Below are 26,368 nucleotides of genomic sequence, written 5' to 3'. Positions count from 1 at the left end.
GGTCAGGCGCGCACGACCCGGATCTCCGGCGGCTGGGCGAGGCTGCGGCCCACCACGCAGTAGCGCTCGGTCGCGGTCGCCAGACGGCCCAGGGCGGCGTCGTCCGCATCGGTGTCGAGGGCAAGGGTGACGACGATGTCCTGGACCCCGACGGGCGCCTCCCGGTCGATGCCGAGCGTGCCGCGGGCGTCCCACCAGCCATCGGCCCGCAGCCGCGCGGAGCGGACCTCGACGTCCATCGCGGTCGCCACCGCCCGCAAGGTGACCCCGGCGCACGCGAGCACCGCCTGGAGCAGCAGGTCGGCCGAGCAGGCGTCGCCGCCGTCGCCACCGGTGGCGGGGTGCAGCCCGGCGCGCACCGGTCCGGTGTACCCGTCGATGGTGGCGGTGACGTCCGGAGTGCGGTAGTCGCCGGTCGCGGTGGTGGGGGTGCGCGCCGACGGCGGGTCGGAGCGGTAGCGGTCCTTCAGCGGTGCCTGAGCGGCCCGCAGGGTGCTGGCGTCCATGGGTCAGCGTAGGCCGGGCAGGGCCGGGCCGTCCCGGGGCGTGGCGAGGTGTCCTGAGCCCGCGCCCTAGGCTCGGACCGTGACGTACCCGCACCAGTCCCTGGCCGCCGACCCGCACGACCGGCTGGGCCTGCTCCGCACGGACGACGCGTGGCTGGACCAGCGCTGGTCGGACCCGGCCGGCCGGGTCCTGGTGATCGCCGGCACCCGGGTGCGGCCGGGCGAGGCGGGCCTGGAGTGGGTGTCGACGGCGGACGCGCCGGACGGGGTGCGGGTGCTGCTCGGGGAGCGTGGCGGCGTGACCTGGTGGGCGGTGATCGTCCCGGGCGAGGTCGCCCAGGCCGAGCCGGAGCGGTGGGTGGCGCTGCGCGGGCTGCTGCCCCACCTCAGCGGTGCGCAGGTCGACCAGGCGCCGCTGGTGTTCCACGCGATCGGCCTGGCGGAGTGGCACTGGGCGCACCGGTTCTGCCCGCGCTGCGGCGGGACGCTGGTGGCGCGGGCGGCCGGCCATGAGCTGGTGTGCGCGGACTGTGGCCGGCCGCAGTTCCCGCGCTCGGACCCGGCGGTGATCATGCTGATCGCGGCCGGGGAGCCCGGCTCGCCCGAGGAGCGCTGCCTGCTCGGCCACAACCACAACTGGCCGGCGGGGCGCTACTCGACCCTCGCCGGGTTCTGCGAGCCGGGGGAGTCGCTCGAGGACGCGGTGCGCCGCGAGGTGCTCGAGGAGACCGGCGTCGTCGTCGGCGAGGTGAGCTACTTCGGCAACCAGCCGTGGCCGCTGCCGTCCAGCCTGATGCTCGGCTTCCACGGCCGGGCCGTCTCGGAGGAGATCCGGCTCGACGACGCGGACGTGGAGGACGCGCGCTGGTTCACCCGCGCCGAGATGCTCAGCCAGGCCGAGGACGGCACCTTGGTGCTGCCCGGCAGCGGCATCTCGATCAGCCGCTCGCTGATCGAGGACTGGTACGGCGGCACCCTGCCCGGGAGCTGGTGACGCCGGCCGGCCCGGCGGCCCGGCGGCCCGGCGGCCGGGCGGCGTCGGGCGATCAGACGGCGAGCGCCTCGAGCTTCGCCTTGACCTGCGCCACGCTGGGGTTGGTCTGCGCGGTGCCGTCGGCGTAGACGAGGGTGGGGACGGTCTGGTTGCCGTTGTTGGCGGACTCGACGATCGCAGCCGCCTCGGGCTGCGCCTCGATGTCGACGATCTCGTAGGCGATGCCCTCGCGGTCCAGCTGGCTCTTGAGGCGGTGGCAGTAGCCGCACCAGGGAGTGGTGTACATCGTGAAGGTCATCGGGGGGCTCTTTCCGGTCGGGTCGGGCTCGCTCCACTCAACCATGGAGGCGGTGGACTTGTTCCGTGGGGCGACCCGGGACGCAGGTCGGGACACGCGCCACTGACCACCGGGACACCGGGCCCGGGACGGTCGGGGCGACCCACCCCCGTCCACGAGGAGTACCGATGTCCCGCACCCGTCCCGCCGCCTTGCTCTCGGTGAGCGCCCTGGCGACGGCCGCGCTGCTCTCGCTCGCCCACCCGGCGTCGGCGGCGACCCCGACCGACCCCACCGTCACGATCACCACGGGGGAGGCCGCCCGCGCCACCCCGGCGGCGACCGCGGCCGACGGCTCGATCGTGTTCATCCACGCGTTCAACGTCTGGCTGACCCGGCCCGACGGGAGCGGCCAGCGGGCGGTGACGACCGACGGGACCGAGGCGACGCCGTACGAGCACCCGACGATGTCCGACGGCGGCGTCATCGCGGTGATGAAGGGCAGGACCATCGTCCGGATGGGCCAGGACGGCGTGGTCCTCAACCGGATCGTGCCCGAGGACATCTTCGTGCCGGACTACGACACCGTCACGATCAGCCCGGTCCAGGGCGCGGAGATCTCGCCCGACGGCACCAAGATCGCGTACAGCCAGCTGCGGTTGGAGCGCTACGGCAACGGCGGCTGGTTCGAGACCGAGGCGGCGACCAGCTTCACCGATGCCGCCCAGTGGTCGGGACCCGACAAGTACGGGATCATGCTCGGCTACCAGCCCGCCTGGGTGAGCGACAGCAGGGTCACGCTCGACAAGAACGGCGACGTCCACCTGGGCGACCTGGGGCAGGCGGCGCGGCCCTGGTTCTTCTCCGACGACATCTTCGGCCGGTTCGTGGAGCTCGTGGAGCCGGAGGTGTCGCGCGACGGCAAGCGGGTGCTGTTCGGCGTCAGCGGCGCCGGGTTCGCGATGAAGACGACGGTGGGCGACCCGCGCACGGGCACGCCGGGCAAGCCGACGGCGAACCCGGAGTGCTACGTCACCCCGGAGGCCGGGCACCCGGTCGCGGTCGACGCGACCTTCGGTCCCGACAGCGACTCCGCGGTCTACAGCGAGGGCGGCGACCTGTGGGTCGCGCGCGGGCTCGCCGCCTGCTCGGCCGAGGGCACCACCCTGAGCCGGATCGCGGCGGGCGGCACGGAGCCCGACTGGTCCCCGGCCGCGCTGTCGGCCCCGCCGGCCGGCGGTCCCGGTGGCGGTGCGGGCGGCGGCGGTGGTGGGAGCGCGAGCCACGCCTTCGACCTCGCCAAGGCGCCGGTCCTGTCCGGCAAGGCGAGGGCGGGCAGGAGGCTGCGGGCGAGCGCCGGCACCTGGGCGCCCGCGCCCACGTCGGTGTCCTACGCCTGGCTGCGCAACGGCAAGGTGGTGCCGGGGCGCACCGGTGCGACCTACAAGCTCGGCAAGGCCGACCGTGGCAGGCGGATCCAGGTCCGGGTGACCGTCCACCGTGGCGGGTACGCCGACCGATCGGCGACGTCGGGCGCGGTCAAGGTCCGCCGCTGACCCGTCGGTGACCTCGTGTCGGGGGCTGCGTCTAGGTTGGTTTCCACCCCACCGAACCCCATCGACGCAGCCCCCGAAGGAGCGCCCGCCGCCATGTCCGAGTCCATCGAACGACTCCTCTCCGCGCTCGACCCCGAGCAGCGGCAGGTCGCGGAGACGCTGCGGGGACCGGTGCGGGTGCTGGCGGGTGCGGGCACGGGCAAGACCCGGGCGATCACCCACCGGATCGCCCACGGCGTGATGGCGGGCGTCTACGCGCCGACGGAGGTGCTGGCGGTCACCTTCACCACCCGTGCCGCCGGCGAGCTGCGTCAGCGGCTGCGCCAGCTGGGGGCGCCGGGCGTGCAGGCGCGCACCTTCCACAGTGCGGCGCTGCGCCAGCTGCGCTACTTCTGGCCCCACGTCCACGGCACCGAGCTGCCGACTCTGACCGAGTCCAAGATCCCGATGCTCGCCGCCGCCTGCCGCCACCTCGGCATCCGCGCCGAACAGGCCCTGCTGCGCGACCTCGCCTCCGAGATCGAGTGGGCCAAGGTGAGCAACGTCGGGGCCGACGACTACCCGCGGATCGCGCCGGCCAAGGGCCGCTCGGTCGCCGACCAGACGCCGGAGGCGATCGGCCGGGTGATCGACGCCTACGAGCTGGTCAAGCGCGACCAGGGGCGGATGGACATGGAGGACGTGCTGCTCCTGACCGCCGGCGTGCTCGCCTCCGACGAGCGGGTCGCCGCGCAGGTGCGCCGGCAGTACAAGTGGTTCGTCGTCGACGAGTTCCAGGACGTCTCGCCGCTCCAGTCGGCGCTGCTCGACCTGTGGCTCGGCGGGCGCGACGAGCTGTGCGTCGTGGGCGACCCCGCCCAGACGATCTACAGCTTCGCCGGCGCCGACGCCGACTACCTGCGCGACTTCCCGAAGCGCTACCCCGGCACCAGCTCCATCGAGCTGGTCCGCAACTACCGCTCGACCCCCCAGATCGTCGAGACCGCCAACACGCTGCTCTCCGGCACCCCCAGCGCCGGGGTCGACCTGCGCTCGCAGCAGCCGTCCGGCTCGACCGTGCGCTACGTCGGGGAGCCCGACGAGGTCGCCGAGGCGCGCAGCGTCGCCGACCGGATCCTGCGGCTGCAGCGGGCCGGCACGCCCTACGGCGAGATGGCGGTGCTGTTCCGGATCAACGCCCAGTCCGAGACCTTCGAGGACGCGCTGGCCGATCGGGGGATCCCCTATGTCGTGCGCGGCGCCGCGCGCTTCTTCGAGCGGCGCGAGGTGCTCGAGGCGGTGACCCGGCTGCGGGGCGCGGCCCGTTCGGGTGAGGGCGACGGCAGCCCGTGGCTGCAGGTCGTCAAGGACGTGCTCGGGGCGATGGGCTGGACCGCCGAGCCGCCGACCTCGCGAGGCCAGGTCCGCGACCGGTGGGAGTCCTTCCAGGCCCTGGCCGACCAGGCCGAGGAGTTCGCGACCGAGCGCGGCCTCGAGGCCTCGATGGCCGCCTTCGTCGACGAGCTCGACCGGCGCGCCGCCGAGCAGCATGCCCCCACCGCCGACGGGGTCACCCTGGCCACCTTCCACGCCGCCAAGGGCCTGGAGTGGGACGCCGTGTTCTGCTGCGGGGTGCAGGACGGCACGGTCCCGATCGTCTACGCCGAGCAGGACGGTGCCCGGCCCGACGCGGTCGAGGAGGAGCGCCGGCTGCTCTACGTCGGCATGACCCGGGCTCGGCGCGAGCTGATGGTGTCCTGGGCCGCGGCCCGCAACCCGGGCCAGGCGCCGCGCCGCCAGCCGTCGCGGTTCATCGTGCCGATGCTCCCGGCCGGCCAGCAGCCTCAGCAGACTCGCGGCCGCACGAAGGTCGCCCGCTGCCGCGACTGCCTCCAGCCGCTGACCACGGCCGCGGAGAAGAAGCGGGGGCGCTGCGCCCACCACCCGGTCCGCTACGACGAGGCGCTCTTCGAGCGGCTCAAGGCCTGGCGCCTCGAGACGGCGCGCGAGGCCGGCGAGGACGGCAAGCCGCTGCCGGCGTACGTCGTCTTCACCGACGCCACGCTGGAGCTGATCGCCGAGCACAAGCCCTCCTCGATGGCGGCGCTCGCGAAGGTCAACGGGGTCGGGCCGAGCAAGATCGAGCGCTACGGCGACGCGGTCCTCGCCCTGGTCGCCGAGGGCGGCTGAGGGCCCGCGGAGGCGGGTTTCGAAAAAACCTCGAAAAACACCGATAAATGATTTGCGCGCCTCGTTGACCGGCCATTACGGTCGTCAGGCAAGTTCCACCGCGCACCACAGCTCTGACAAGGCTGGCGCCCACACGCACCGAAGGAGGTGGCCCTGATGGAGAACATGACGATGAACCCGGTCTTCCCGGTGATGACGTCCGCTTGGCAGCCCGTGCTGCCCGTGACCCTCGGCTGCGCCACCTCTGCCCTCGCGACCCTCGAGGTCCAGGGCATCGCCGTGCGTCCGGCCACGGTTGCGACCGCTTTTGCGCCGTTCGCCGGCGCGCCGCTCGCTCTCGCGAGCACGGCCGCCAAGCGGGAGCGCATCGCCGGCACGGACCACCGTGGCGCCAACGCCGCCTACGTCCCGGGTCTCCCAGCCTGGAGCCCACCGATCTGACCCAGCTCAGCTCGGCAGCCTCCAGGCCGCGGAACCCGAACAGACCGGGATCCGCGGCCTTCGTACTTCTCAGACCGAGATACGCGAAGTCCGGATCCCCACCCGAAATGACAACGCGATCAGGTCAGAAGTTGAGGAGGTGAAAAGCAGATGACGACCAGTGTTCTCGAGCCGACGCTGGACGAGCTGCTGCCGTGCCGGCTGAACGACGCGGAGCTGTGGTTCGCAGAGTCCCCGTCGGACGTCGAGGCCGCGAAGGCGCTGTGCCTGGACTGCCCGGTCCAGGCGATGTGCCTGTCCGGCGCCCTGGAGCGGCGCGAGCCGTGGGGCGTCTGGGGCGGCGAGCTGTTCCTGGCCGGCGTGGTGATCCCGCGCAAGCGGCCCCGGGGCCGCCCGCGCAAGGACGCCGCGGCGTAGTGCCACCGACCACCCTTCCACCGTTTCCACCACTTTCCCTTGGAGCTTGAGATGACCCAGTTCATGAACGAAGACCTGGCGCGTGCCCACATGGCCATGCGCCTGGGAGAGGCGCAGCAGCTGCGCGCGGCCAGCAGGATGGCCCGCGCCCGCCGCTTGAGCCGCAAGGCCGAGCGTGCAGCGCAGCAGGCTCGTCTCGCCCTCGCTCGCGCACTCTGAGTCCGCGTCGCGGACCAGCGAGACCGGAATTCTCCGAAACCTCCTCGGAGGGCACCTGATCGCGGGTGAGAAGGAAGGGCCGGACCGACCGATCGTCGGGCCGGCCCTTCCGGCATTTCTGCGGTACGCCGGCGCCCGGCGTGCCTAGGCTGGCCGGGTGAACGTGAGCGTGAGCGTCACCTGCGACTTCTGCGGCCGCCAGGTCGAGGGCGAACAGCCGCCGCTGACCTGGACCACGTCGGTCGAGCGGGGCCGGGTCCGGCGCTACTGCGAGACGTGCTCGCGCACCCACCTGCGTTCGATGGAGGCCAAGCTCGACAGCGAGTGGTGGTGAGCGCGCCGGCAGGCCCTCAGGGCAGGTCCAGGAAGCCGTCCCACGCGCAGCCGCACCACGGATGCCGTCCCCAGCGGGTGACCAGCGGTGCGCCGGCCGGGCCCAGGTCGACGGTGCTCGACCACGTGCTCGGCTCGGCGCCCTCCGCGAACCGGGTCAGGTCCCGCACCGCCCAGGCCAGCGCCAGCCGGTCCAGCACCGGATCCCGGGGCGGCGGCCGCTCGGCGCACTGCCGCGCGGCCTGAGCCACCAGGAGCGGCAGCCGCTCGTCGCGCAGCGACTCGTGGGCGTCGACGCAGCGCAGACAGGCGGTGCGGCCCGGGACCACGAACGGGCCGATCCGCACGCCCGTGGCGTCGCCCGCGACCAGCAGGTGCGGGACCGAGCCGCGCACCAGCGGGTCCAGCCGCTCGCGGTGGTGGGGACCGTCGGCGACCACGAGTCGGACGGTGGCCTCGTCGGGCGTGGTGGCCCGGCCCAGCCGCGCGGCGGCCAGGAGCGGAGTCAGCAGGGCGTCGACGGCGGGCGAGGCGTCGAGGGCGATCGCGACCGCGGCCCGAGCCTCCTGGCGTCGTACGGCGTCGGGCCCGGCCTGGGCGAGCAGGTACGCCGGCGGGTCGGCCGCCGCCGGCACGACCAGCTCGGCCTCGACCAGGCGCCGGAGCGCCGTCGCCGCCTCGTCGGACAGCTCGCCGGGCGAGGGGGCGGGCAGGTGGCCGGCCGGCGCGGTCAGCTCGTCGAGCAGGCCGCGCACCGCCGGGACGTCGGGCAGCCGGACGACCGGGCCCGCCAGCCCGACCTGGAGCACGCCGGGGGAGCGGCGCAGGACCGGGACGCCGGGGCGCAGCAGCTGGGTCCGAGGGGCCATGGCGGCAGCGTGGCACGGGGCCGGCCGGTGGCGCAGCGCTCGTCCACAGGCTTGGGAGGCAGCGGAAAAACACGCCACGGGCGGCTCCACCGTGGTGGAGCCGCCCGTGAAAGTCGGCTGGGTGCCTGTGGATCAGGCCTTGCCGAGGATGCGGTTGAGGTTGGTGCCGCAGACGGGGCAGACGGCCTTGGCCATCCGGGTGCCCTTCTCGTTCACCTTGACCTCGCCCTCGGCCTCGCGCTTCTCCTTGCACTTGACGCAGTAGAACTCGCCGCTCCAGGTCTCCGCCATGACGGCCTCCTTGCTCATCTTTGTTCGTTCGGTCGTCGCGACGGGGACATGGGGGGAAGCCCGTCGGGGTCCGGAGCAGCACTCCGGACCTCCCTGACCCTACGGCACGCCGCCGCGGAGTCGCAGTAGCGTGCCCCGCATGTCTGAATCCGCTGTGAACCGGCTTACGCCGCCGTCCCTGACCCACCTGCGCCTCGAGCGCCCCTCGGAGGGGGTCGCGCTGCTGGTCCTGGACCAGCCCGAGCTGCGCAATGCGATGAGCGACGAGATGACCGAGTCGTGGGTCCGGGCGGTCGACCACCTGGCCGGCGACCCCACCGTGCGGGTGGTCGTGGTGACCGGTGAGGGCACGGCCTTCTGCTCGGGCGGCAACCTGTCCTGGCTGTCCTCCGAGCCCGACGCGACCGTCGACGACCTGCGCGCGCGGATGCTGCCCTTCTACCGGGCCTGGCTCTCGATCCGGCGCCTGGAGGTGCCGACGATCGCCGCGATCAACGGCCCGGCGATCGGCGCGGGGCTGTGCCTGGCGCTGGCCTGCGACATCAGGTACGCCGCCCGCGGGGCGCGGATGGGGGTGCCCTTCACCAAGCTGGGGATCCACCCGGGCATGGCCGGTACCTACCTGCTGCCCGACACCGTCGGCCCGGCGGTCGCCCGTGACCTGTTCCTGACCGGGCGGCTGGTGGACGGCGACGAGGCGCTCGGCCTGGGCCTGGTCTCCCGGGTCTGGGCGGCCGACGAGCTCCGGGCGGGGGTGCTGGCCACCGCCGCGGACGTGGCGGCCGCCGCGCCGATCGCCACCCGGCTGACCAAGCGGGCGCTGCAGCGCGGACACGCGAGCATCGAGACGGCGCTGGAGTGGGAGGGCCTGGCCCAGTCGGTGACCCTGGCGACGGCGGACCTGCTCGAGGGCATCCGGGCCGCCCAGGAGAAGCGGCCGCCGGTCTTCACCGGCCGCTGAGCGAGGCCGGGACCGGCCGGAACAGGAAGAGACCCCCGGTGCCGCGGCCTCTCGCTTGCCTTCCCCTTGCGAGCGAGGTGCTGCGGCCCCGAGGGGCCTCGTCGGGGACGAACCTAGGCATCTCGGCGGGCCTGGTCAATCCGAGGCTTCCCCCAGCTGTGGACAGGGCTGTGGAGAAAGCTGTGGAGGACGGGCTCGGGCCGTGGATGGACGGGGGAGAACCGAGCATCGGGCTGGGGACGAGGCCGGGCCCGGCGGGCGCGGGCGGGCGTCGTACCGTCGGGTGACCAGCGAAGATGGAGCCCACAGGTTCCTCCACGGCCTGTGGACAACAGATTTCTCGAGGACGGAGGTGCGGGTGAGCGAGCAGGGCTACGACGGCACGCCGGTGGCGGCGCTGCGCCGGATCGCCTTCCTGCTGGAGCGGGGCCGGGCCGACAGCTACAAGGTCAAGGCCTACCGGGGCGCGGCGGCGGCGATCCTGCCGCTGGACCCCGACGAGGTGGCCGCGCGCGCCGCGGCCGGGACGCTGACCGAGCTGCCCGGCGTCGGCGCCAGCACCGCCCGGGTGATCGCCCAGGCGGCGAGCGGCCGGGTGCCGGACAAGCTGGTCGAGGTCGAGGAGCAGTACGGCGCCCCGCTGACCGCCGACGGTGCGGGCACGGCGCTGCGGGCCCGGCTGCGCGGCGACCTGCACTCCCACTCCGACTGGTCCGACGGCGGCTCGCCCATCGAGGAGATGGCGATGACCGCGATCGAGGTCGGCCACGACTACCTGGTGCTCACCGACCACTCGCCGCGGCTCAAGGTCGCGCGCGGGCTCTCCGCCGAACGGCTCACCAAGCAGCTCGCGGTCGTCGAGGCCGTCAACGCCCACCTCGGCGACGGCTTCCGACTGCTCAAGGGGATCGAGGTCGACATCCTCGACGACGGTGCGCTGGACCAGAGCGAGGAGATGCTGAGCCGGCTCGACGTCCGGGTGGCGAGCGTGCACTCCAAGCTCGCGATGGACCCCGAGCCGCTCACCCGGCGGATGGTGGCCGCGGTGCGCAACCCGTTCACCAACGTGCTCGGGCACTGCACCGGCCGCCTGGTGACCGGCAACCGGGGCACCCGCGCGGAGTCCCGCTTCGACGCGCGGGCGGTGTTCGAGGCGTGCGCGGAGGAGGGGGTGGCGGTCGAGATCAACTCCCGGCCCGAGCGTCGGGACCCGCCGACCCGGCTGCTCGAGCTGGCCCGCGACGTCGGCTGCCTGTTCTCGATCGACAGCGACGCCCACGCGCCGGGGCAGCTGGACTACCCGCTGCTGGGCTGTGAGCGCGCCGAGGCCGCCGGCATCGATGCCGACCGGATCGTCAACACGTGGCCCGTGGAGCGCCTGCTGGAGTGGGCGAGGCCCTAGGGTCGAGCCATGCCCACCCCGCGCGTGGAGGTACGACGGTCGCAGCGCCGCCGGCGTACGGTCACGGCCTATCGCGAGGGCGAGACCATCGTGGTGCTGATGCCCGACAACCTCTCGGTCACCGAGGAGCGGGCCTGGGTCTCCAAGATGGTGGCCCGGGTGGAGCGCAAGGAGCTGCGCGCCGCGACCCCGCGCCGGTGGGAGGACGAGGACCTCATGCAGCGGGCGCGGGAGCTGAGCGACGAGTACCTCGGCGGGATCGCGGTGCCGGAGTCGGTGCGCTGGGTCGGCAACCAGCGCACCCGCTGGGGATCGTGCACGCCGAAGGACCGCACCATCCGGCTCTCGGAGCGGCTGCAGCGGATGCCGGAGTGGGTGATCGACTACGTCATCGTCCACGAGCTGGCGCACCTCATCGAGCCCCACCACGACGAGCGGTTCTGGGGCTGGGTCGCGCACTACCCGTCCGCGGAGAAGGCCAAGGGCTACCTCGCCGGCTGGTCCGACGCCGCGCGGATCGACCGGCCCCCGTCGGAGCAGGTGGTGCCGGGCGAGGACGTCGACTGAGCGCCGTCAGACCAGGATCGCGCGGGCCCGGGCGATGAGGGCGTGCATCGCCGGCTCCAGCTCCGGCAGGTCGTCGACCGGCCACCAGCGCACGGCGAGCGACTCGTCGCTCACCACGGCGACCGCATCGGCCGGAGCGGCGGCGACATAGCGCACGTCGAGGTGGGCGACCTCGCCCCGGTCGCCGCAGAAGGGCACGGTGTGCAGGTCGAGCTGGACCGGCTCGGGGTGGAAGGCGAGCTCGCGCAGCCCGCTCTCCTCGTGCGCCTCGCGCAGCGCGACCGCGGCGAGGGTGGCGTCGTCGTCCTCGCAGTGGCCGCCGAAGTGGAACCAGCGGCCGGCCTTGCGGTGCAGGTTGAGCAGCACCCGCTCGCCCGTCGCGTCGATGACCAGGGTGCCGGCCGTGAGGTGGTCGGGGTACGACGAGCGCCGCATCCCGTCGGGCGTCGACTCGAGGTGCGCGACATAGCGCCGGCGCAGCGCCTCCTCGGCGGGATCGGGCGCGCGCCAGCCGCGCAGCACGTCCAGCGCGTCGGCGTGGAGCGTCACTCGGCGGGGGAGTCGGGCGTGTCGGGGGAGTCGGAGGACTCCGGACCGTCGAGCAGCTTGCGCAGCTCGGCGTCGAACTCGTCCTCGCTCAGCGACTCCGGCGCGGTCGCGTCGGCCCGGAACGACAGCGGGTCGTCGAGGTCGCTCGCCGTGGGGAGCAGGTCGGGGTGCATCCACACCCCGTCGCGGGCCTCCTGGCCGGAACGGGCGCGCAGCCCGCCCCACAGGGTGGAGGCGTCGCGCAGCCGGCGCGGGCGCAGCTCGAGGCCGACCAGCGCGGCGAAGGTCTGCTCGGCGGGACCGCCGGCGGCCCGGCGGCGGCGGACCGCCTCGCGCAGCTTGGCGGCGGCGGGCATCCGCTCGGCGGTGGCCTGGCCGACCACCTCGTCGACCCAGCCCTCGACCAGCGCGAGCGCGATCTCGAGGCGGGACAGCGCGGCGGTCTGCGCCTCGGTCTGCGGCGGGTCGAACATGCCGCCCTCGAGCAGGCCCTGCATCGCCTCCAGGTTGGTCGGGTCGATGCCGCGCAGCTGCTCCTGGACCCGGTCCTGGATCTGCTGGGCGTTGATCTCCAGGCCACGGGCGTAGTCGGTGACCGAGCCGATGAGGTGCTCGCGCAGCCACGGCACGTGGGCGAACAGCCGCTGGTGCGCGGCCTCGCGCAGCGCGAGGTAGAGCACGACGTCGTCCTCGGTCACGTCGAGGCCCTCGGCGAACGCGCGGACGTTGGTCATCACCAGCGCCGCCTTGCCGGGGGCGCCGAGGGGGAGGCCGATGTCGGAGGCGGTGAGCACCTCGCCGGCCAGCGCGCCGAGGCCCTGGCCGATCTGCATCGCCATCATCCCGCCGACGGCCTGGCCGATCAGGCCGACGAGCGGACCGGCCGCCGCCTTCATCTCCTCGGGCAGGCCGCTGGACAGGCCGGTGACGGAGCGGGCCGCGACCGGCTCGACGAGCACCTGCCACACCGGCTGGGTCTCGACCAGCCACTCCGCGCGGCTCCAGGCGGCCGTCGTACCGATGCCAGAGGGGAAGCCGGTGGCCGTGTCGAGCCAGTGGTCGGCGAGCCGGACGGCGTCGGCGACCCGGTCCTGGTCGCGCTGCGAGGGCGAGGGGTCCGGCTCCTGGGCGACGGACTTGCGGGCCATGTCGGCGGCGGCGGTCCAGTTCAGCGGGCCGTCGTGGGGCTGCATCAGCGACTGCAGCTGCTGGAAGAACGCCATCCCGCCACCGGGGCCGCCGGGGAAGGCGCCACCGGGGAAGGCGCCGCCGAGGGCGCCGAAGATCTGCTCGAAGGGCGTGCCCTTGAACGGGTTCGGCTGGTCGTCGCCCGGGTTGTCGGTCATGGCTCAAAACTACGCCCGATCCACAACCGGCGGTGTCGGGGACAGCCCTGAGCGGGCCCCTGGAGTGCCCCTAGAGTGGGCCGCATGCCGAACCCCGCCGTGCGCCTCGTCGCGATCTCCGACCAGCCGCTCTCGGTGGCCGACGTGCTCGACAGCCTCGACGACGCCGCCTCCGGCGGTCTGGTGCTCTTCGTCGGCCGGGTCCGGGACCACGACCACGGGCAGGGTGTCACCGGACTGTCGTACTCCGCGCACCCGTCCGCGCTGGAGCGACTGCGGGAGGTGTGCGAGCGGGTCGCCGACGCCCACGACGTCACGGCGGTCGCGGCCGTGCACCGGGTCGGCGACCTCGCGATCGGGGACCTGGCGGTCGTCGTCGCCACCACCGCCGGGCACCGCGGCTCGTCCTTCGACGCCAGCCGCGACCTCATCGACACGCTCAAGGCCGAGGTGCCGATCTGGAAGCACCAGCGCTTCACCGACGGCTCCGACGAGTGGGTCGGCTCGCCGTAGCGTGTCCTGACCGCACGGCGACCGGGCCCGACCTACCCTCGTGGGGTGGAGATCCTGCTCTGGCTGCTGCCGGCCGCCGTGCTCACCCTCGCCTCGATGGCGTGGGTCGCCTGGTGGGGCCGCGAGGGCCGGGGCGAGGTCGACCGCGAGACGGCGGCCCGCCGGCTCGGCGAGGCGCTGACCCGCGAGCAGCGCTCCCGGCCCGGATACGCCGCGCCCCGCCGGGCTCCCGAGCGTCACACCGGCGTGGCCCTGCGCGCCTCGCAGGCCCGGCCGTCGGTGGTGGCCGGTGGCGAGGCGGAACAGCCGGTCGTCGATGCGGCCGACCCGGCCGATGACCAGGCCGGCGACGCCACGGGTGACCGCCGCGCGTCCTGATTGGACTCATCTGACAAGGTAGGCGCCATGAGCCAGCGCCTGATCGCCGCGTGCATCGCGGCACCGTTGGTGCTGATCTTGGGCGGCATCGCGCTCGTGGTGCCGCTTCCCTATGCCTCCTACAGCCCCGGCCCGACGTACGACATCCTCGGCAAGGACGCCGACAACGCGGAGGTCGTGCAGGTCGACGGGCACGAGGCCTACTACGACAAGGGGCAGATCCGGTTCACGACGGTGGTGGCGTCGTCGTACGGGCAGAAGCTGTCGCTGGGCGAGGCGCTGTCGCGCTGGGTCGACCCCGACAAGGCGATCCTGCCGTACGACGTGGTGCACCCGCCGCAGACCTCGCAGGCCGACGAGAAGGCCGAGGGCGCGGTGCAGATGACGACCTCGCAGGACGTCGCGAAGGCGGTCGCGCTCACCGAGCTGGGCTACCAGGTGCCGACCGCGGTGCAGGTCGCGCTGGTCGACGAGAACGGCCCCGCCAAGGACAAGCTGCTCGTGCGCGACGTCTTCAAGGAGGTCGACGGCGAGCCGGTGACGACGGCCGACCAGATCGTCGCGGCCGTCCGCAAGCACGACGACGGCTCGCTGGTGGAGTTCCGGATCCTGCGCGACAAGCGGGAGCTGACCGTGCGGCTCAAGCCCGAGCAGATCGACGGCAAGCCGCGGGTCGGTGTCTCGCTCGGCCTGGGCTACGAGTTCCCCTTCACCATCAACCTGCGGGTCGACCCGCAGGTCGGCGGCCCGAGCGCGGGGCTGATGTTCTCGCTGGCGATCTACGACACGCTGACCCCGGGCTCGATGACCGGCGGCGCGACCATCGCCGGCACCGGCGAGCTCGCCTCCGACGGCAAGGTCGGACCGATCGGCGGCATCGAGCAGAAGATCGCGGGCGCGCAGGCCGCCGGGGCCAAGCTGTTCTTCGTGCCCAAGGACAACTGCGCCGACGTGAAGGGCCTGGACCCCGACCTGCGCCTGGTGAAGGCGACCACGATGCACGAGGCCCGCCTCGCGCTGGAGAAGTGGGTCGGCGACCACGACGCCGCCCTGCCGAGCTGCTGACGGACCGCTGACGGACTGCTGACGGAGCAAGGACCATGGACTACGACCTGGACGTCGACCCGGCGCTGGCCGCCGCGGTGCTCGAGATCGAGGGCCACCACGCCCGGGCCGGCTGGGACCAGCAGGCGCGGCTCTACGCCCTCGTCGACACCGCGCGCCTGGTGGCCCAGGAGCCCGCACTGGCCGCGCAGCTGGGCCTGGACGCGCCCGCCGAGCAGGGCTCGCTGACCCCCGTCGAGCAGGACGACCTGCCGACCGGGCAGCAGCTCGAGGAGGTGCTCCCCGGCATCCAGTGGCCCGCCGTGGTCACCGGCTGCGCGGCCGTGGTCGAGCGCCTGGTGCTGCCGCCCGCCGCCGACGGCCAGGTGCCGGAGGACCCCGCGGCCGCCGCGGAGTTCGCCCGCGAGCACCCCGACGCCGAGGAGGTCCGCATCGTCGCGGGTGTCACCCGGCACGGTGCGAGCTACTGCGCGCTGCGGATGCGCAGCCACGACGAGGACAGTGCCGTCATGGGCGGCAACGATCTGGTGCCGGGGCTCCTGGAGCTGTTGCGCGCCACCCTGCTCGACGACGCGGAGGACGAGACCGATGAGTGAGCTGTTCGACGAGGAGCCGGAGCGCCCCGCGCCCGAGCGGCCCGGCCGGCGTACCCGAGCGCTGGTGATCACCGGTGTGGTGCTCATCGTCGGGTTCTTCCTGCTCAGCGCGTTCGCGAGCATCTACACCGACCGACTCTGGTACAAGGAGGTCGGCTTCAGCGGGGTGTTCAACACCATGCTGTGGACCCGCGTCGGGCTGTTCGTCGTCTTCGGCGCGGTGATGGGCGGCATCGTCGCGCTCAACATGTACCTCGCGTTCCGCTTCCGGCCGCTGTTCTTGATGGCCGGGCCCGACGGGGTCGACCGCTACCGCGACGCCGTCACCCCGATCCGGGGCTGGCTGCTGGCGGGCGTCGGCGTGGTCGTCGGCATCTTCGCCGGCACCTCCGCCATCGGGCACTGGCGCACCTTCCTGCTGTGGCGCAACGCCGAGCCGTGGGGGAGCAAGGACGCCTACTTCAAGAAGGACATCGGCTTCTACGTCTTCGACCTGCCGTGGTGGAACTTCGTCATCGACTTCGCGATGGCCGTGGCGATCGTGTCGTTGATCGCGACCGCGATCGTCCACTACCTGTACGGCGGCATCCGGCTCCAGGTCGCCCACGACCGCTTCTCCTCGGCCGCGCAGGTCCAGCTCTCGGTCTTGCTCGGCGCGTTCGTGCTGATGAAGTCGGTCGACTACTACCTCGACCGCTACGACCTGGTCGCCGACGACCACCGGCTCTTCACCGGCATGAACTACGCCGGCGAGAACGCGATGCTCCCGGCGCGCAACATCCTGGTCGGCGTCGCGCTGATCTGCGCGGTGCTGTTCTTCCTCAACGTGTGGCGCAAGACCTGGCAGCTGCCGTCGGTCGGTCTCGCCCTGCTCGCGCTCTCCGCGGTCCTGCTCGGCATGATCTGGCCGGCCATCGTGCAGAACTTCCAGGTCAAGCCGTCGGAGGCCGACAAGGAGAACCCCTACATCAAGGCCAACATCGAGGCCACCCGCGAGGCCTACGGTCTCAGCGACGTCGCGACCGAGGACTTCCCGGGTGCGGCCACCGGGACGCCCAGCGGCGAGGCGGCGCAGCAGGTGCTCGGCCAGCTCACCGCCGCGCCGGTGGTCGACCCGCAGCAGGTGCGCGACACCTTCCAGCAGCGCCAGCAGATCCGGTCGTACTACTCGGTGCCGAAGGTGCTCGACGTCGACCACTACGAGATCGACGGCAAGAACGAGCCGCTCGTCCTCGGCGCGCGCGAGCTCGACCAGTCCGGCATCGACGCCTCCGACCAGAACTGGTCCAACCTGCACACCGTCTACACCCACGGCGAGGGCCTGATCGCGGCCTACGCCAACCAGGTCGCGACCAGCGACGAGGTCAACGGCCGCATCGTGTGGGCCGAGGGCATCGGCAGCGGCACCAGCGGCCGCACCGACCTCACCGACGCCGGCAAGTTCGAGACCCGGCTCTACTACGGCGAGCTCAGCCCGTCGTACTCCATCGTAGGGAAGGCCAGCAAGGACGACGCCAGCGTCGAGCTCGGCCTCGCCAACGCCGGCAACTCGCCCGACGTGCAGCGCACGACGTACGACGGCAAGGGTGGCGTCCCGATCGGCAGCACGTTCAACCAGCTGATGTACGCCATCAAGTTCGGCGAGCCGAACTTCGTGCTGTCCGGGCGGGTCAACGGCAACTCGAAGGTGCTCTACAACCGCACCCCCACCGAGCGGGTCGAGAAGGTCGCGCCGTGGCTCACCGTCGACGGCGACCCGTACCCCGCCGTGGTCGACGGCAAGATCGTGTGGATCCTGGACGGCTACACCACGACCGACCGCTACCCGAACGCGCAGCGGGAGTCCTTCGCCGCGATGATCGACGACTCGCTGCAGCAGGACACCGGGCTGCAGACCATCCCCACCGACGAGATCAACTACATGCGCTCGGCGGTCAAGGCCACCGTCGACGCCTACGACGGCACCGTCACCCTCTACCAGTGGGACGAGGACGACCCGATCCTCAAGACCTGGATGAAGGCGTTCCCCGGCGCCGTCGAGCCGAAGTCGGCCATCGACGCCGAGCTGCTCGACCACATCCGCTATCCCGAGGACCTGTTCAAGGTCCAGCGCTACCAGCTGGCGCGCTACCACGTCACCGACGCGGGCGACTTCTACCAGGGCAACAACCGCTGGCAGGTCCCCGAGGACCCGAACGCCTCGCGCGAGGTGTTCCAGCCGCCGTACCGGCTCTATGCGACGGGCGCCGCGGACTCGGTCGACAGCGACTGGTCGCTCACCTCGGTGTTCGTGCCGTACCGCAAGGGCACCGTCGCGTCCTACCTGCAGGTCAACTCGGACGCGACCAAGGCGGACTCCTTCGGCAAGCTGCGGCTGCTGGAGATGACCGACCAGAACTCGCCCGGGCCCGGCCAGGTCGTCAACGAGATGAAGCAGGACGAGCGGGTCATCGAGACGCTGCGCGACCTCAACGTGCAGCGCGACACGCCACCGCGCTACGGCAACCTGCTCACCCTGCCCGTCGAAGGCGGCCTGATCTACATCGAGCCGATCTACGTCGTCCGGACCACGGGCTCGTCGAGCTTCCCGATCCTGCAGTACGTCATCGTGAAGTACGGCGAGAACGTCGGCATCGGCGAGACGCTCCCGGCCGCCCTCAGCGACGCCTTCAACATCGACCTCAGCACCGGGCAGCCGACGCCGGGCACCGGCGAGCCGACCCCGGGGGAGCCGGACACCGGAACGCCCGACCCCGGACAGCCGACCGGCACCATCGAGGAGCAGATCGCCGAGCAGCTCCGTGCGGCCGACGAGGCGTTCGCGGCGGCGACCGCCGCCCAGCAGAAGGGCGACACGGTCGAGTGGGCCAGGCAGCTCGAGGTCGCCCAGAAGGCCGTGGAGAGCGCGGTCAAGCTCGCCGACCAGCGCGACAAGGAGGAGAAGAAGCAGTAACTGCGACATGATCGCCGCATGCTGCTGACTCTCGACCTGGTCGGGATCTTCGTGTTCGCGATCTCCGGCGGGCTGGTCGCCGTACGCAACCAGCTCGACATCGTCGGAGTCGTGGTGCTGGCGATGGCCACCGGCCTGGGCGGCGGCGTGATCCGCGACGTCGTGATCGGCGCGGTCCCGCCGCCCGCCGTCGCCGACTGGCGCTATCTCCTCGTCCCCGTCGTCGCCGGCCTGGTCACCTTCCGGCTGCACCCCGCCGTCGGCCGCCTGGAGGGAGTGATCAGGCTCTTCGACACCTTCGGCCTCGGCCTGTTCTGCGTCGCCGGCGCGCTGAAGGCCCAGGAGCTCGGCCTCGGCCCCGCCCCCGCCGCCGCCCTCGGCATGGTCACCGGCGTCGGCGGCGGCATCATCCGCGACCTCCTCGCCGGCCGGATCCCCGTGATCTTCCGCCACGGCGAGCTCTACGCCATCCCCGCCCTCGCCGGCGCCGCCCTCGCCGCCACCCTCGCCGAGCTCGGCGTCGCCCACGCCGTGATCCTCGCCCCGGCCGCCGCGGTCACGATCGGGTGGCGGCTGCTCGCCGACCGACGGGGCTGGCGGGCCCCGGTTCCCCGCCTGGGACCACCCTCCTCGTAGCCCCGGACGGCCCCGATTTGGCGGGCTTTGGGGGCATGCTCTAACGTTGGGTTCACCGACGCGGGGTGGAGCAGCTCGGTAGCTCGCTGGGCTCATAACCCAGAGGTCGCAGGTTCAAATCCTGCCCCCGCTACGAAAAGATCGAGGCCAGACATCGTCTGGCCTCGATCTGCCTTTTGAGGTCGCCACGGCGGCTTCGCCGATCGCCGTAGCCGTCGAGAATGCGCCGAGCCCGGTTCCCCTCAGCCTCCGTGCGGCTCGTCTCGCTGTCGCTTCTCGAGCTCCTCGAGCTGAGCGGTCCACCGCGCGTCGACATCGGCGGGACGCTGATGTCCGCACTCGACCAGCGCTCCGGACTGATCGCGAACCTCGGCGTACGCGTTCCCTTCGTTGACCCAGCAGTTGACGTTCTCGATCCCCGCGGCCCGATCCCTCTCGCTGACCCAGAACTCGATCTCGAAGGGGGTCTTCGAGCCCTCATAGGCAGTGTGAACGGTGAAGCGCTCCCGGGGCCGCAGCCAACGGTCTTCCCCCAGTGGCTCGAGCCAGAGCACGAGCCAGCCCTCCGAGTTGTTGTAGACGTCGATCGAGGCCACGGGGGGACGCTACGCCCGGACGGGCGGCCGGACTCACGTGTCGTAGTCGACTCCGTCCCATGGCTCGTAGTACGCGATGAAGTCACCGGGCTCGATGTTGATCGAGTACTCACCCTCGAACTCCGTGACGGCCCAGCCGAAGGTGACGCCGTCGACAGTCTGCAGGAAGGGCTCGACCGTGATGGGCTCCAGGCGGTAGTCGCCGAGCTCCGCGAGCCGCTGCTCGATCAGCTCGTCCGCGCCGGCGCTCAGCGCCTGGCCCGGCGGCACTCCCTCTGCCCGAGGCACCGGATCCACGCGGATCTCAGCGAAGCCACCGTCGGCGTCCCACAGGAAGAGGCCCACGAAGGCGGTCCCGTCGGGGCTCTTCGCGTCGACGGCGAAGAGCTCGTCGCTCAGGAAGAACCTGCGTCCGTCCTCGGCCGTGCCGGCGTACGGCACGTGGTAGTCGTCGGGCACGATCGTGAAGCGGGTCGGCGCGACCGACGTGGCCTCGTCGCGGCGGTCCGGCGCGCTGGCGTCGTCGGGGGCGGGGTCGGTCGCCGTCGCGCACGCCGAGCCGAAGGCAAGGACGGTCGCGAACAGGACGAGGAGACGAGGTGCCATGGCGGCATTCTCGCCGACGGCCCTCGCGGGCGCTCTCAGTGACGTCCGCGCGGCGTCCCACCCTCCAGGGCCGCGACCACCGCCCGGGCCGTGGCCTTGGCCGAGCCCGGGTTCTGGCCGGTGACCAGGTTCTCGTCGGTGACGGTGTAGGAGACGAAGGGGAGCTTCGCCTTCTGGTAGCGCGCGCCGCGCTGCTTGGCCCGCTCCTCGGCGTTGTAGGGGACCAGCTTGTCGACCCGAGCGAGGACCTCCTCGGACCACGCGAATCCCGTCATCCTCTTGCCGTCGATGAGGTAGCTGCCGTCGGACAGCCGGGTGTCGAGCAGGCCGCAGTAGCCATGGCAGACCGAGGAGACGACGCCGCCGCGCTCGTAGATCTCGCGGGTGATGCGCTGGAGACCCTCGCTGCCGGGGAAGTCGTACATCACCGCGTGGCCGCCGGTGAAGTAGATGGCGTCGTAGTCGGCGGGGTCGATCTGGTCGGGGCTCGCGGTGCTCTCGAGCAGAGCCAGCTTGGCGGGGTCGGCGCGCCAGGCCTTGGCGGTCTTGTCGTCGTTGGGGAACTTCAGCGCGCGCGGCTCGAGGGGGACCGCGCCGCCGGCGGGGCTGACCAGGGTCTGCTCGTAGCCCTGCTCCTCGAAGACGTGCCAGGCGTGGGTGAGCTCGGAGAGCCACAGGCCCGTGGGGTGGGCCGGGTCGTCGTAGTGGCCGACGTTGGTGACGACGTGGAGGATGTGCCTGGTCATGTCTGGTCTGCCTTCCGTGGGGTGCGGACGGGTTCGCGGACCGAGGTGGGCACGGGCAGGTGCAGCGCCAGCTGGCCCTCCGTGGTGACGTCGAGCCGCACCGTCCGGATCGGCCTCAGCGAGCGCAGGTCGTCGCTCATCCGGCCCTCGCCGAGCCGGAGGTCGAGGCCGCGGGGGAGTCGCGTGCTGCCCGAGGACAGCAGGTTGAGCTGACTGGTGCTGGCGTGCCAGGCGCCGTCGATGGTCGTGTAGGAGGTGAGTGTCGACACCTGCTCCCCGGTACGCCGGGCGGTCTGCCGCGGCGTGGGGGCCGACAGGGCGGGGTCGAGGCCGCCCCGGTCGTTGGCGACCCGCGCGGTGGTGCGCTCGGCGTCGATGTCGACGTCGAGCTCGGTGACCCACTTCGGGAAGCCGTAGCCGTCGTGGCCGCGCACCTGGGCGATCTCGGTGCTGACGGGCAGGGAGAGGACGTAGGAGTGCAGCGCGTCGTTCGTGAGCCCGGTGACCAGGTCGAGCAGGCCCGGCCCGCCGTGGCGGGCCGGGCGCACGGCGATCCCGACGGCGGCCTCGGTGTAGAAGTCGATGTCGCACACGTCGTACCGGAAGGCCATCACCGAGACCAGGCCGAGGCCGGGGACGATCTCGAGCGGGTCCAGCTCCTCGGGCAGCCGGGCGCGGATCGCCCTGGTCGGCGCGAGCATGGTGAGCCGGGCGGTGGCGATGCGGTAGTAGAAGTTCGGCGTCAGCGTCGGGCCGATGCGGGACTCGACGCGGGTCTTGGGCGTCCGGCGGAAGAAGTCGACGCTGCTGATTCGGGGGTCGCGGGCGAGCTCGTCGAGGTCGGTGTCCATCCGGTACCGGTCGTAGAGGCCGCCTTCGGGGACGGCGACGCGTCGCCCTCCGAGGTCGACCTCGACGGTCCGGTCGCTCAGCCTGCTGCTCGATGCCATGGACGCACTCCTGTGATGTAAGCGGTGTCAACACCGAGGGTCGCACGGCATGTGAGCAGTGTCAACAAGGAGTGTCGGCGTCAGTGGCCGACCGAGGTGATGGCGAGGAAGGCGCCGCGCACCCGCTCGGCGATCTCCTCGCTGGAGCCGGCCGGCAGCTTGCCGTCGAGGTGCAGGCAGGCCAGTCCGTGGGCGAGCCCCCAGCCGGCCGACGCCAGGGCGGAGGCGTCTGCCCCGGGGAAGAGGTGGTCGAGCGAGACGGCGAGCAGCTCGTGGAGGGCGTCCGCGGCCTTGACCCGCTCGTCGTCGGCGTCGTCGCAGGGCTTGCCGAACATCACGTGGAACAGGGCCGGGCGCCGCAGGGCGAAGGCGACGTAGGCGACGGCGAACTCGGCCAGGTCGTCGAGCGAGGCGGGCGGCTTGCCGTCGGCGCCCAGGTCGGCGAGCAGGTCGCGGAAGCCCTCGGCCGCCAGCGCGGACTCCAGGGCGTCGCGGTCCTGGAAGTGGCGATAGGGCGCCGTCGGGGAGACGCCGGCTCCGCGCGCGACCGCGCGCAGCGAGAAGGGCTCGCCGGCCTCGAGCAGCCCCATCGCCGTCGACAGCAGGGCCGTGCGCAGGTCGCCGTGGTGGTAGCCGCTCTTCTCCGATGTTGACATTGCTTACTTCGCCTTCCCATACTGTGTGAGCACCGTAAACATATCGTACGTCCGGAGGAGCCGATGTCCCCGCGCAGCACGCCGATCGTCCTGGTCTCCCCGGCCATGGCCATCGGCTCCGGGTACTACCGACCGTTGGTCGCCGAGATCGAGCGCCGCGGGTGGCAGGCCAGGGCGCTGCCCCGGCGCGGCTTCGAGCGCGGCGAGCCCCGGGCGAGCCGACGGGAGGACTGGAGCTACCGCGACGAGATCGACGAGATCGCCTTCGCCGTCGCCGCCGCGCGGGCCGAGTCGCCCGAGCGGCCGGTGCTCCTGCTCGGACACAGCCTCGGGGGACAGCTGGTGGCCGGGCACGAGCTGACCCGTCCGCCGGCCGACGGGGTGATCACCGTCGGCGGCGCGATCCCGCACTACCGCCACTTCCGCTACGGCGGCCTCCACCTCGCCGCGATGGCCGCGCTGGTGGTCCCGGTGATGACCGCGCTCCTCGGCTACCTGCCCAAGCCCGCGTTCGGAGGTCCCGGCGCGCGCACCCTCATGCGCGAGTGGGCGCGGATGGTCCTCACCGGCCGGCCGCCGTACGCGATCGACCGGCCGATCACCACCCCGGCGCTCGTCGTCAGCCTGGGCGACGACGCGCTGTCGCCGCTCGGGGCCGTCGACGCACTCGCCGACCGGCTGTTCGCGCCGGCCGCGGTGACTCGCTGGCACCACACCGCCGACCAACTGCCCCCGGGGACGAGCAACGACCACATCGGCTGGGTACGCACCCCGGCCACGGTGGTCGACCGCATCGTCACGTGGTGGCACGACACCGCACCATCCAGCTGAAGGAGACCCCATGCAGACCGTTCTCGGCGCGGGCGGCCCGATCGCCGACGAGCTCGTCAGAGAGCTCCACCGCAGCCACACCCAGGACCTCCGCCTGGTCAGCCGCAAGCCGTCGCGAGTGCACGACACCGACGAGCCGGTCCCCGCCGACCTCACCGACGCCGACGCCACCCGTCGTGCGGTGGCCGACAGCGAGATCGCCTATCTCACCGTCGGCCTGCCGCTCGACTCGGACCTGTGGGAGCGTCGGTTCCCCGTGATCATGCGCAATGTCATCGACGCCTGCGCCGAGCACGGCACCAAGCTCGTCTTCTTCGACAACACCTACATGTATCCGGGGACGTCGACGCCCCAGACCGAGTCCACGGCATTCGCACCCGGCGGACGCAAGGGACGGGTGCGCGGTGAGATCGCCACCCTGCTGCTCGAGGCCATGCGGGCCGGCCGGGTCGAGGCGCTGATCGGCCGGGCGCCCGAGTTCTACGGTCCCGGCCACACGAAGAGCTACACGCACTCGCTGGTCTTCGACCGGATCAAGGCCGGCAAGCGGCCGCTCGTCCCGGTCGACGCCAGGGCCAGGCGCTCGCTGATCTGGACCCCCGACGCGAGCCGCGCTCTCGCCCTACTGGGCAACACGCCGGACGCCTACGGCCAGACCTGGCACCTGCCGGTCGACCCGGACCGGAAGTCCTACGCCGAGCTCGTCGAGATCGCCGGCGAGGTCACCGGGCGCTCGATCGGGTACACGGTGCTGCCCCTGCTCGCCTTCCGCCTCGGAGGTCGCATCGTCCGGCCGCTCGGCGAGATGGGCGAGCTGCTCGCCCGCTACCGCGACGACAACATCTTCGACAGCTCGAAGTTCGCGGCCCGCTTCCCGGAGTTCCCGGTCACGACCTATCGCGAGGGCGTGGCGCGGATCCTCGCCGGTTGACCAGCCAGCGACCGTCACCCGCCGGCGGCCGCGTCCAGCGCAGCGGACTCCTCGTCGGTGAGCAGCCGCGACCGGATCAGGAAGCGCAGGCCGCGCGGCGCCTCGAGGGAGAAGCCGGCGCCCCGCCCCTTCACCACGTCGATGGTGAGGTGGGTGTGCTTCCAGTACTCGAACTGGGCCTTCGACATCCAGACCGGGACGTCGCGGTCCAGGCCGATGTCCAGGTCGCCGAGGTGGACATCGGCGCCACCGAGCCGGAACTCGCCGTCGGGATAGCACATGGGCGCCGAGCCGTCGCAGCAGCCGCCGGACTGGTGGAACATGACGGGGCCGTGCTCGGTGGTGAGGCTGCGGAGCAGGTCCGCAGCCTCACCGGTGAGGTCGACCCGGTGCGGAAGGGAGGGCATGACCGGGCCAACGCCTGTCAGAAGAAGCCGAGGGCGTCGGGGGAGTAGGACACCAGGAGGTTCTTCGTCTGCTGGTAGTGGTCGAGCATCATCTTGTGGTTCTCGCGGCCGATGCCGGACTGCTTGTAGCCGCCGAAGGCCGCGCCCGCCGGGTAGAGGTGGTAGCAGTTCGTCCAGACCCGGCCGGCCTCGATCTCGCGGCCAGCGCGGTAGGCCTGGGAGCCCTCGCGGGACCACACGCCGGCGCCGAGGCCGTAGAGGGTGTCGTTCGCGGTCTCGAGCGCGTCGGCCTCGTCGGTGAAGCGCGTCACCGAGACGACCGGGCCGAAGATCTCCTCCTGGAAGATCCGCATCTTGTTGTGTCCCTCGAAGATCGTCGGCTTCACGTAGTAGCCCTCGGCGAGGTCGCCCTCGAGGACGTTGCGCTCGCCGCCGGTGAGCACCTTCGCGCCCTCGGCCTTGCCGATCTCGATGTAGGACAGGATCTTCTCGAGCTGGTCGAGCGACGCCTGCGCGCCGATCATGGTGGTGGTGTCGAGCGGGTTGCCCTGGACGATCTTCTCGGTGCGGATCACGGCGTCGGCGAGGAACTCGTCGTAGATCGAGTCCTGGATCAGGGCGCGCGACGGGCAGGTGCAGACCTCGCCCTGGTTGAGGGCGAAGAGCGTGAAGCCCTCCTGCGCCTTGTCGTAGAAGGCGTCCTTCTCGGTGGCGACCGACTCGAAGAAGACGTTGGGCGACTTGCCGCCGAGCTCGAGCGTGACCGGGATGATGTTCTCCGCGGCGTACTGCATGATCAGACGGCCGGTGGTGGTCTCGCCGGTGAACGCGACCTTGGCGATCCGGCTCGACGTCGCGAGCGGCTTGCCGGCCTCGACGCCGAAGCCGTTGACGACGTTGAGCACGCCGGCCGGCAGCAGGTCGCCGATCAGCTCGATGACCTTGAGGATCGACCACGGGGTCTGCTCGGCGGGCTTGAGCACCACGCAGTTGCCGGCGGCCAGCGCCGGCGCCAGCTTCCAGGCGGCCATCAGGATCGGGAAGTTCCACGGGATGATCTGGCCGACGACGCCCAGCGGCTCGTGGAAGTGGTAGGCGACCGTGTTCTCGTCCAGCTCGCCGGCCGATCCCTCCTGCGCGCGGATGGCGCTCGCGAAGTAGCGGAAGTGGTCGACGGTGAGCGGGATGTCGGCGGCGAGCGTCTCGCGCACCGGCTTGCCGTTGTCGTAGGACTCGGCGACGGCGATCGCCTCGAGGTTCTCCTCGATGCGGTCGGCGATCTTGTTGAGCAGGTTCGCCCGCTCGGTGGTGGAGGTCCGCTTCCAGGTGGGGAACGCGGCGTGCGCGGCGTCGAGCGCCGCCTCGATGTCCTCCGCGGTGCCGCGGGCGATCTCGGTGAACGCCCGGCCGTTGACCGGCGAGATGTCCTCGAAGTACTGGCCCTTGACCGGGGCCACCCACTCGCCGCCGATGTAGTGGTCGTAGCGGCTCTGGACGGCGACGAGGGAGTCGGGCTGGCCCGGGGCTGCGTAGATGGTCATCTGAATGCTCCTGACGGTGAGACGCGACGCCCTGTGTGACGCCGTTCACAGCACGTTAGGAGCCGC

At 72.2% G+C, this 26,368-nt stretch carries 31 protein-coding genes and 1 tRNA gene; 19 read left to right on the top strand and 13 right to left on the bottom strand.

Annotated features, from left to right (window positions below; genetic code table 11):
• Nucleotides 1-2 precede the first annotated feature (2 nt).
• Nucleotides 3-506 (bottom strand): OsmC family protein, encoded by a 504-nt coding sequence (locus JOD66_RS03515; RefSeq protein WP_204835549.1) that lies wholly within the window; start codon nucleotides 504-506, stop codon nucleotides 3-5.
• Nucleotides 507-585: 79 nt separating this feature from the next.
• Here JOD66_RS03515 and nudC point away from each other — a divergent pair, with 79 nt between their 5' ends.
• On the top strand, nucleotides 586-1,500 hold the full coding sequence (gene nudC, locus JOD66_RS03510; protein ID WP_204835548.1) for an NAD(+) diphosphatase: 915 nt from the start codon (nucleotides 586-588) through the stop codon (nucleotides 1,498-1,500).
• Nucleotides 1,501-1,552: 52 nt separating this feature from the next.
• Here nudC and JOD66_RS03505 read toward each other — a convergent pair whose 3' ends face one another.
• A complete protein-coding gene (locus tag JOD66_RS03505; protein ID WP_204835547.1) occupies nucleotides 1,553-1,798 on the bottom strand; it encodes a mycoredoxin in 246 nt (81 codons plus the stop codon).
• Nucleotides 1,799-1,965: 167 nt separating this feature from the next.
• Here JOD66_RS03505 and JOD66_RS03500 point away from each other — a divergent pair, with 167 nt between their 5' ends.
• The 6 genes from JOD66_RS03500 to JOD66_RS03475 all read left to right on the top strand — a co-directional run bounded on the left by JOD66_RS03500 (nucleotide 1,966) and on the right by JOD66_RS03475 (nucleotide 6,913).
• Nucleotides 1,966-3,333, top strand: a complete 1,368-nt coding sequence (locus JOD66_RS03500; protein ID WP_204835546.1) for a TolB-like translocation protein — start codon at nucleotides 1,966-1,968, stop codon at nucleotides 3,331-3,333.
• A gap of 93 nt (nucleotides 3,334-3,426) precedes the next feature.
• Nucleotides 3,427-5,502: an ATP-dependent DNA helicase UvrD2 gene (locus JOD66_RS03495; RefSeq protein ID WP_204835545.1), complete on the top strand. Its 2,076-nt coding sequence runs from the start codon at nucleotides 3,427-3,429 to the stop codon at nucleotides 5,500-5,502.
• 156 nt (nucleotides 5,503-5,658) lie between these two features.
• The gene (locus tag JOD66_RS03490; protein WP_204835544.1) at nucleotides 5,659-5,943 is read left to right on the top strand and encodes a hypothetical protein; all 285 of its coding nucleotides are present in this window, start codon (nucleotides 5,659-5,661) and stop codon (nucleotides 5,941-5,943) included.
• A gap of 150 nt (nucleotides 5,944-6,093) precedes the next feature.
• Nucleotides 6,094-6,360 (top strand): WhiB family transcriptional regulator, encoded by a 267-nt coding sequence (locus tag JOD66_RS03485; RefSeq protein ID WP_204835543.1) that lies wholly within the window; start codon nucleotides 6,094-6,096, stop codon nucleotides 6,358-6,360.
• 51 nt (nucleotides 6,361-6,411) lie between these two features.
• Nucleotides 6,412-6,579, top strand: coding sequence for a putative WhiB-interacting protein (locus tag JOD66_RS03480; RefSeq protein WP_174245198.1), 168 nt, complete (start codon nucleotides 6,412-6,414; stop codon nucleotides 6,577-6,579).
• A 157-nt stretch (nucleotides 6,580-6,736) separates the two neighbouring features.
• Complete coding sequence (locus JOD66_RS03475) at nucleotides 6,737-6,913, top strand: hypothetical protein (protein ID WP_205126605.1); 177 nt, start codon at nucleotides 6,737-6,739, stop codon at nucleotides 6,911-6,913.
• Between the two features lie 16 nt (nucleotides 6,914-6,929).
• On the opposite strand, the gene JOD66_RS03470 is transcribed toward JOD66_RS03475, so the two are convergent.
• On the bottom strand, nucleotides 6,930-7,781 hold the full coding sequence (locus JOD66_RS03470; protein WP_204835542.1) for a hypothetical protein: 852 nt from the start codon (nucleotides 7,779-7,781) through the stop codon (nucleotides 6,930-6,932).
• Nucleotides 7,782-7,913: 132 nt separating this feature from the next.
• Nucleotides 7,914-8,072, bottom strand: coding sequence for a DUF5679 domain-containing protein (locus JOD66_RS03465; RefSeq protein WP_238408271.1), 159 nt, complete (start codon nucleotides 8,070-8,072; stop codon nucleotides 7,914-7,916).
• 139 nt (nucleotides 8,073-8,211) lie between these two features.
• On the opposite strand from JOD66_RS03465, the gene JOD66_RS03460 reads away from it, so the two are divergent.
• The 3 genes from JOD66_RS03460 to JOD66_RS03450 all read left to right on the top strand — a co-directional run bounded on the left by JOD66_RS03460 (nucleotide 8,212) and on the right by JOD66_RS03450 (nucleotide 11,002).
• Nucleotides 8,212-9,033: an enoyl-CoA hydratase/isomerase family protein gene (locus JOD66_RS03460; protein WP_204835541.1), complete on the top strand. Its 822-nt coding sequence runs from the start codon at nucleotides 8,212-8,214 to the stop codon at nucleotides 9,031-9,033.
• A gap of 358 nt (nucleotides 9,034-9,391) precedes the next feature.
• The gene (locus JOD66_RS03455) at nucleotides 9,392-10,435 is read left to right on the top strand and encodes a PHP domain-containing protein (protein ID WP_204835540.1); all 1,044 of its coding nucleotides are present in this window, start codon (nucleotides 9,392-9,394) and stop codon (nucleotides 10,433-10,435) included.
• 9 nt (nucleotides 10,436-10,444) lie between these two features.
• Complete coding sequence (locus JOD66_RS03450) at nucleotides 10,445-11,002, top strand: M48 metallopeptidase family protein (protein WP_204835539.1); 558 nt, start codon at nucleotides 10,445-10,447, stop codon at nucleotides 11,000-11,002.
• A gap of 6 nt (nucleotides 11,003-11,008) precedes the next feature.
• Here the strand turns inward: JOD66_RS03450 and JOD66_RS03445 are convergent, their stop codons facing one another.
• Together JOD66_RS03445 and JOD66_RS03440 are read right to left on the bottom strand one after the other, a co-directional pair.
• On the bottom strand, nucleotides 11,009-11,551 hold the full coding sequence (locus JOD66_RS03445) for an NUDIX hydrolase (RefSeq protein WP_204835538.1): 543 nt from the start codon (nucleotides 11,549-11,551) through the stop codon (nucleotides 11,009-11,011).
• Nucleotides 11,548-12,897, bottom strand: a complete 1,350-nt coding sequence (locus JOD66_RS03440) for a zinc-dependent metalloprotease (protein WP_204835537.1) — start codon at nucleotides 12,895-12,897, stop codon at nucleotides 11,548-11,550. The genes JOD66_RS03445 and JOD66_RS03440 overlap by 4 nt, the downstream gene beginning before the upstream one ends.
• A gap of 84 nt (nucleotides 12,898-12,981) precedes the next feature.
• On the opposite strand from JOD66_RS03440, the gene JOD66_RS03435 reads away from it, so the two are divergent.
• The 7 genes from JOD66_RS03435 to JOD66_RS03405 all read left to right on the top strand — a co-directional run bounded on the left by JOD66_RS03435 (nucleotide 12,982) and on the right by JOD66_RS03405 (nucleotide 19,171).
• On the top strand, nucleotides 12,982-13,410 hold the full coding sequence (locus tag JOD66_RS03435) for a molybdenum cofactor biosynthesis protein MoaE (protein ID WP_204835536.1): 429 nt from the start codon (nucleotides 12,982-12,984) through the stop codon (nucleotides 13,408-13,410).
• A 45-nt stretch (nucleotides 13,411-13,455) separates the two neighbouring features.
• Entirely contained in the window at nucleotides 13,456-13,788 is a 333-nt protein-coding gene (locus JOD66_RS03430) for a hypothetical protein (protein ID WP_204835535.1), read from the top strand.
• 27 nt (nucleotides 13,789-13,815) lie between these two features.
• Nucleotides 13,816-14,853, top strand: coding sequence for a YlbL family protein (locus tag JOD66_RS03425; protein ID WP_204835534.1), 1,038 nt, complete (start codon nucleotides 13,816-13,818; stop codon nucleotides 14,851-14,853).
• Between the two features lie 35 nt (nucleotides 14,854-14,888).
• A complete protein-coding gene (locus JOD66_RS03420; RefSeq protein WP_204835533.1) occupies nucleotides 14,889-15,449 on the top strand; it encodes a PPA1309 family protein in 561 nt (186 codons plus the stop codon).
• Nucleotides 15,442-18,402 carry a UPF0182 family membrane protein gene (locus JOD66_RS03415; protein WP_204835532.1) on the top strand — a complete coding sequence of 987 codons (2,961 nt, stop codon included), beginning with the start codon at nucleotides 15,442-15,444 and terminating at the stop codon, nucleotides 18,400-18,402. The genes JOD66_RS03420 and JOD66_RS03415 overlap by 8 nt, the downstream gene beginning before the upstream one ends.
• Before the next feature lie 18 nt (nucleotides 18,403-18,420).
• Entirely contained in the window at nucleotides 18,421-19,038 is a 618-nt protein-coding gene (locus JOD66_RS03410; protein ID WP_204835531.1) for a trimeric intracellular cation channel family protein, read from the top strand.
• 59 nt (nucleotides 19,039-19,097) lie between these two features.
• Nucleotides 19,098-19,171 (top strand) — tRNA-Met (locus JOD66_RS03405).
• A 109-nt stretch (nucleotides 19,172-19,280) separates the two neighbouring features.
• On the opposite strand, the gene JOD66_RS03400 is transcribed toward JOD66_RS03405, so the two are convergent.
• The 5 genes from JOD66_RS03400 to JOD66_RS03380 form a co-directional block, all read right to left on the bottom strand.
• The gene (locus JOD66_RS03400; protein ID WP_204835530.1) at nucleotides 19,281-19,634 is read right to left on the bottom strand and encodes a hypothetical protein; all 354 of its coding nucleotides are present in this window, start codon (nucleotides 19,632-19,634) and stop codon (nucleotides 19,281-19,283) included.
• A gap of 33 nt (nucleotides 19,635-19,667) precedes the next feature.
• The gene (locus JOD66_RS03395) at nucleotides 19,668-20,240 is read right to left on the bottom strand and encodes a hypothetical protein (protein WP_204835529.1); all 573 of its coding nucleotides are present in this window, start codon (nucleotides 20,238-20,240) and stop codon (nucleotides 19,668-19,670) included.
• A 35-nt stretch (nucleotides 20,241-20,275) separates the two neighbouring features.
• Complete coding sequence (locus JOD66_RS03390; protein ID WP_204835528.1) at nucleotides 20,276-20,986, bottom strand: type 1 glutamine amidotransferase domain-containing protein; 711 nt, start codon at nucleotides 20,984-20,986, stop codon at nucleotides 20,276-20,278.
• Entirely contained in the window at nucleotides 20,983-21,936 is a 954-nt protein-coding gene (locus tag JOD66_RS03385) for an acetoacetate decarboxylase family protein (RefSeq protein WP_204835527.1), read from the bottom strand. Before JOD66_RS03385 ends, JOD66_RS03390 begins: the two co-directional genes overlap by 4 nt.
• A gap of 80 nt (nucleotides 21,937-22,016) precedes the next feature.
• On the bottom strand, nucleotides 22,017-22,592 hold the full coding sequence (locus JOD66_RS03380; RefSeq protein ID WP_204835526.1) for a TetR/AcrR family transcriptional regulator: 576 nt from the start codon (nucleotides 22,590-22,592) through the stop codon (nucleotides 22,017-22,019).
• 63 nt (nucleotides 22,593-22,655) lie between these two features.
• On the opposite strand from JOD66_RS03380, the gene JOD66_RS03375 reads away from it, so the two are divergent.
• Both JOD66_RS03375 and JOD66_RS03370 read left to right on the top strand, forming a co-directional pair.
• On the top strand, nucleotides 22,656-23,423 hold the full coding sequence (locus JOD66_RS03375) for a serine aminopeptidase domain-containing protein (protein ID WP_204835525.1): 768 nt from the start codon (nucleotides 22,656-22,658) through the stop codon (nucleotides 23,421-23,423).
• A gap of 10 nt (nucleotides 23,424-23,433) precedes the next feature.
• Nucleotides 23,434-24,354 (top strand): NAD-dependent epimerase/dehydratase family protein, encoded by a 921-nt coding sequence (locus JOD66_RS03370; RefSeq protein WP_204835524.1) that lies wholly within the window; start codon nucleotides 23,434-23,436, stop codon nucleotides 24,352-24,354.
• A gap of 14 nt (nucleotides 24,355-24,368) precedes the next feature.
• On the opposite strand, the gene JOD66_RS03365 is transcribed toward JOD66_RS03370, so the two are convergent.
• Complete coding sequence (locus JOD66_RS03365; RefSeq protein WP_204835523.1) at nucleotides 24,369-24,761, bottom strand: DUF779 domain-containing protein; 393 nt, start codon at nucleotides 24,759-24,761, stop codon at nucleotides 24,369-24,371.
• Between the two features lie 17 nt (nucleotides 24,762-24,778).
• On the bottom strand, nucleotides 24,779-26,302 hold the full coding sequence (gene exaC / locus JOD66_RS03360; RefSeq protein WP_204835522.1) for an acetaldehyde dehydrogenase ExaC: 1,524 nt from the start codon (nucleotides 26,300-26,302) through the stop codon (nucleotides 24,779-24,781).
• Nucleotides 26,303-26,368: the final 66 nt, after the last annotated feature.

This window comes from Nocardioides nitrophenolicus, assembly GCF_016907515.1.
GTDB lineage: Bacteria > Actinomycetota > Actinomycetes > Propionibacteriales > Nocardioidaceae > Nocardioides > Nocardioides nitrophenolicus.
The sequence above is the reverse complement of the archived record's forward strand: the minus strand, read 5'-3'. Positions and strand labels throughout refer to the sequence as shown.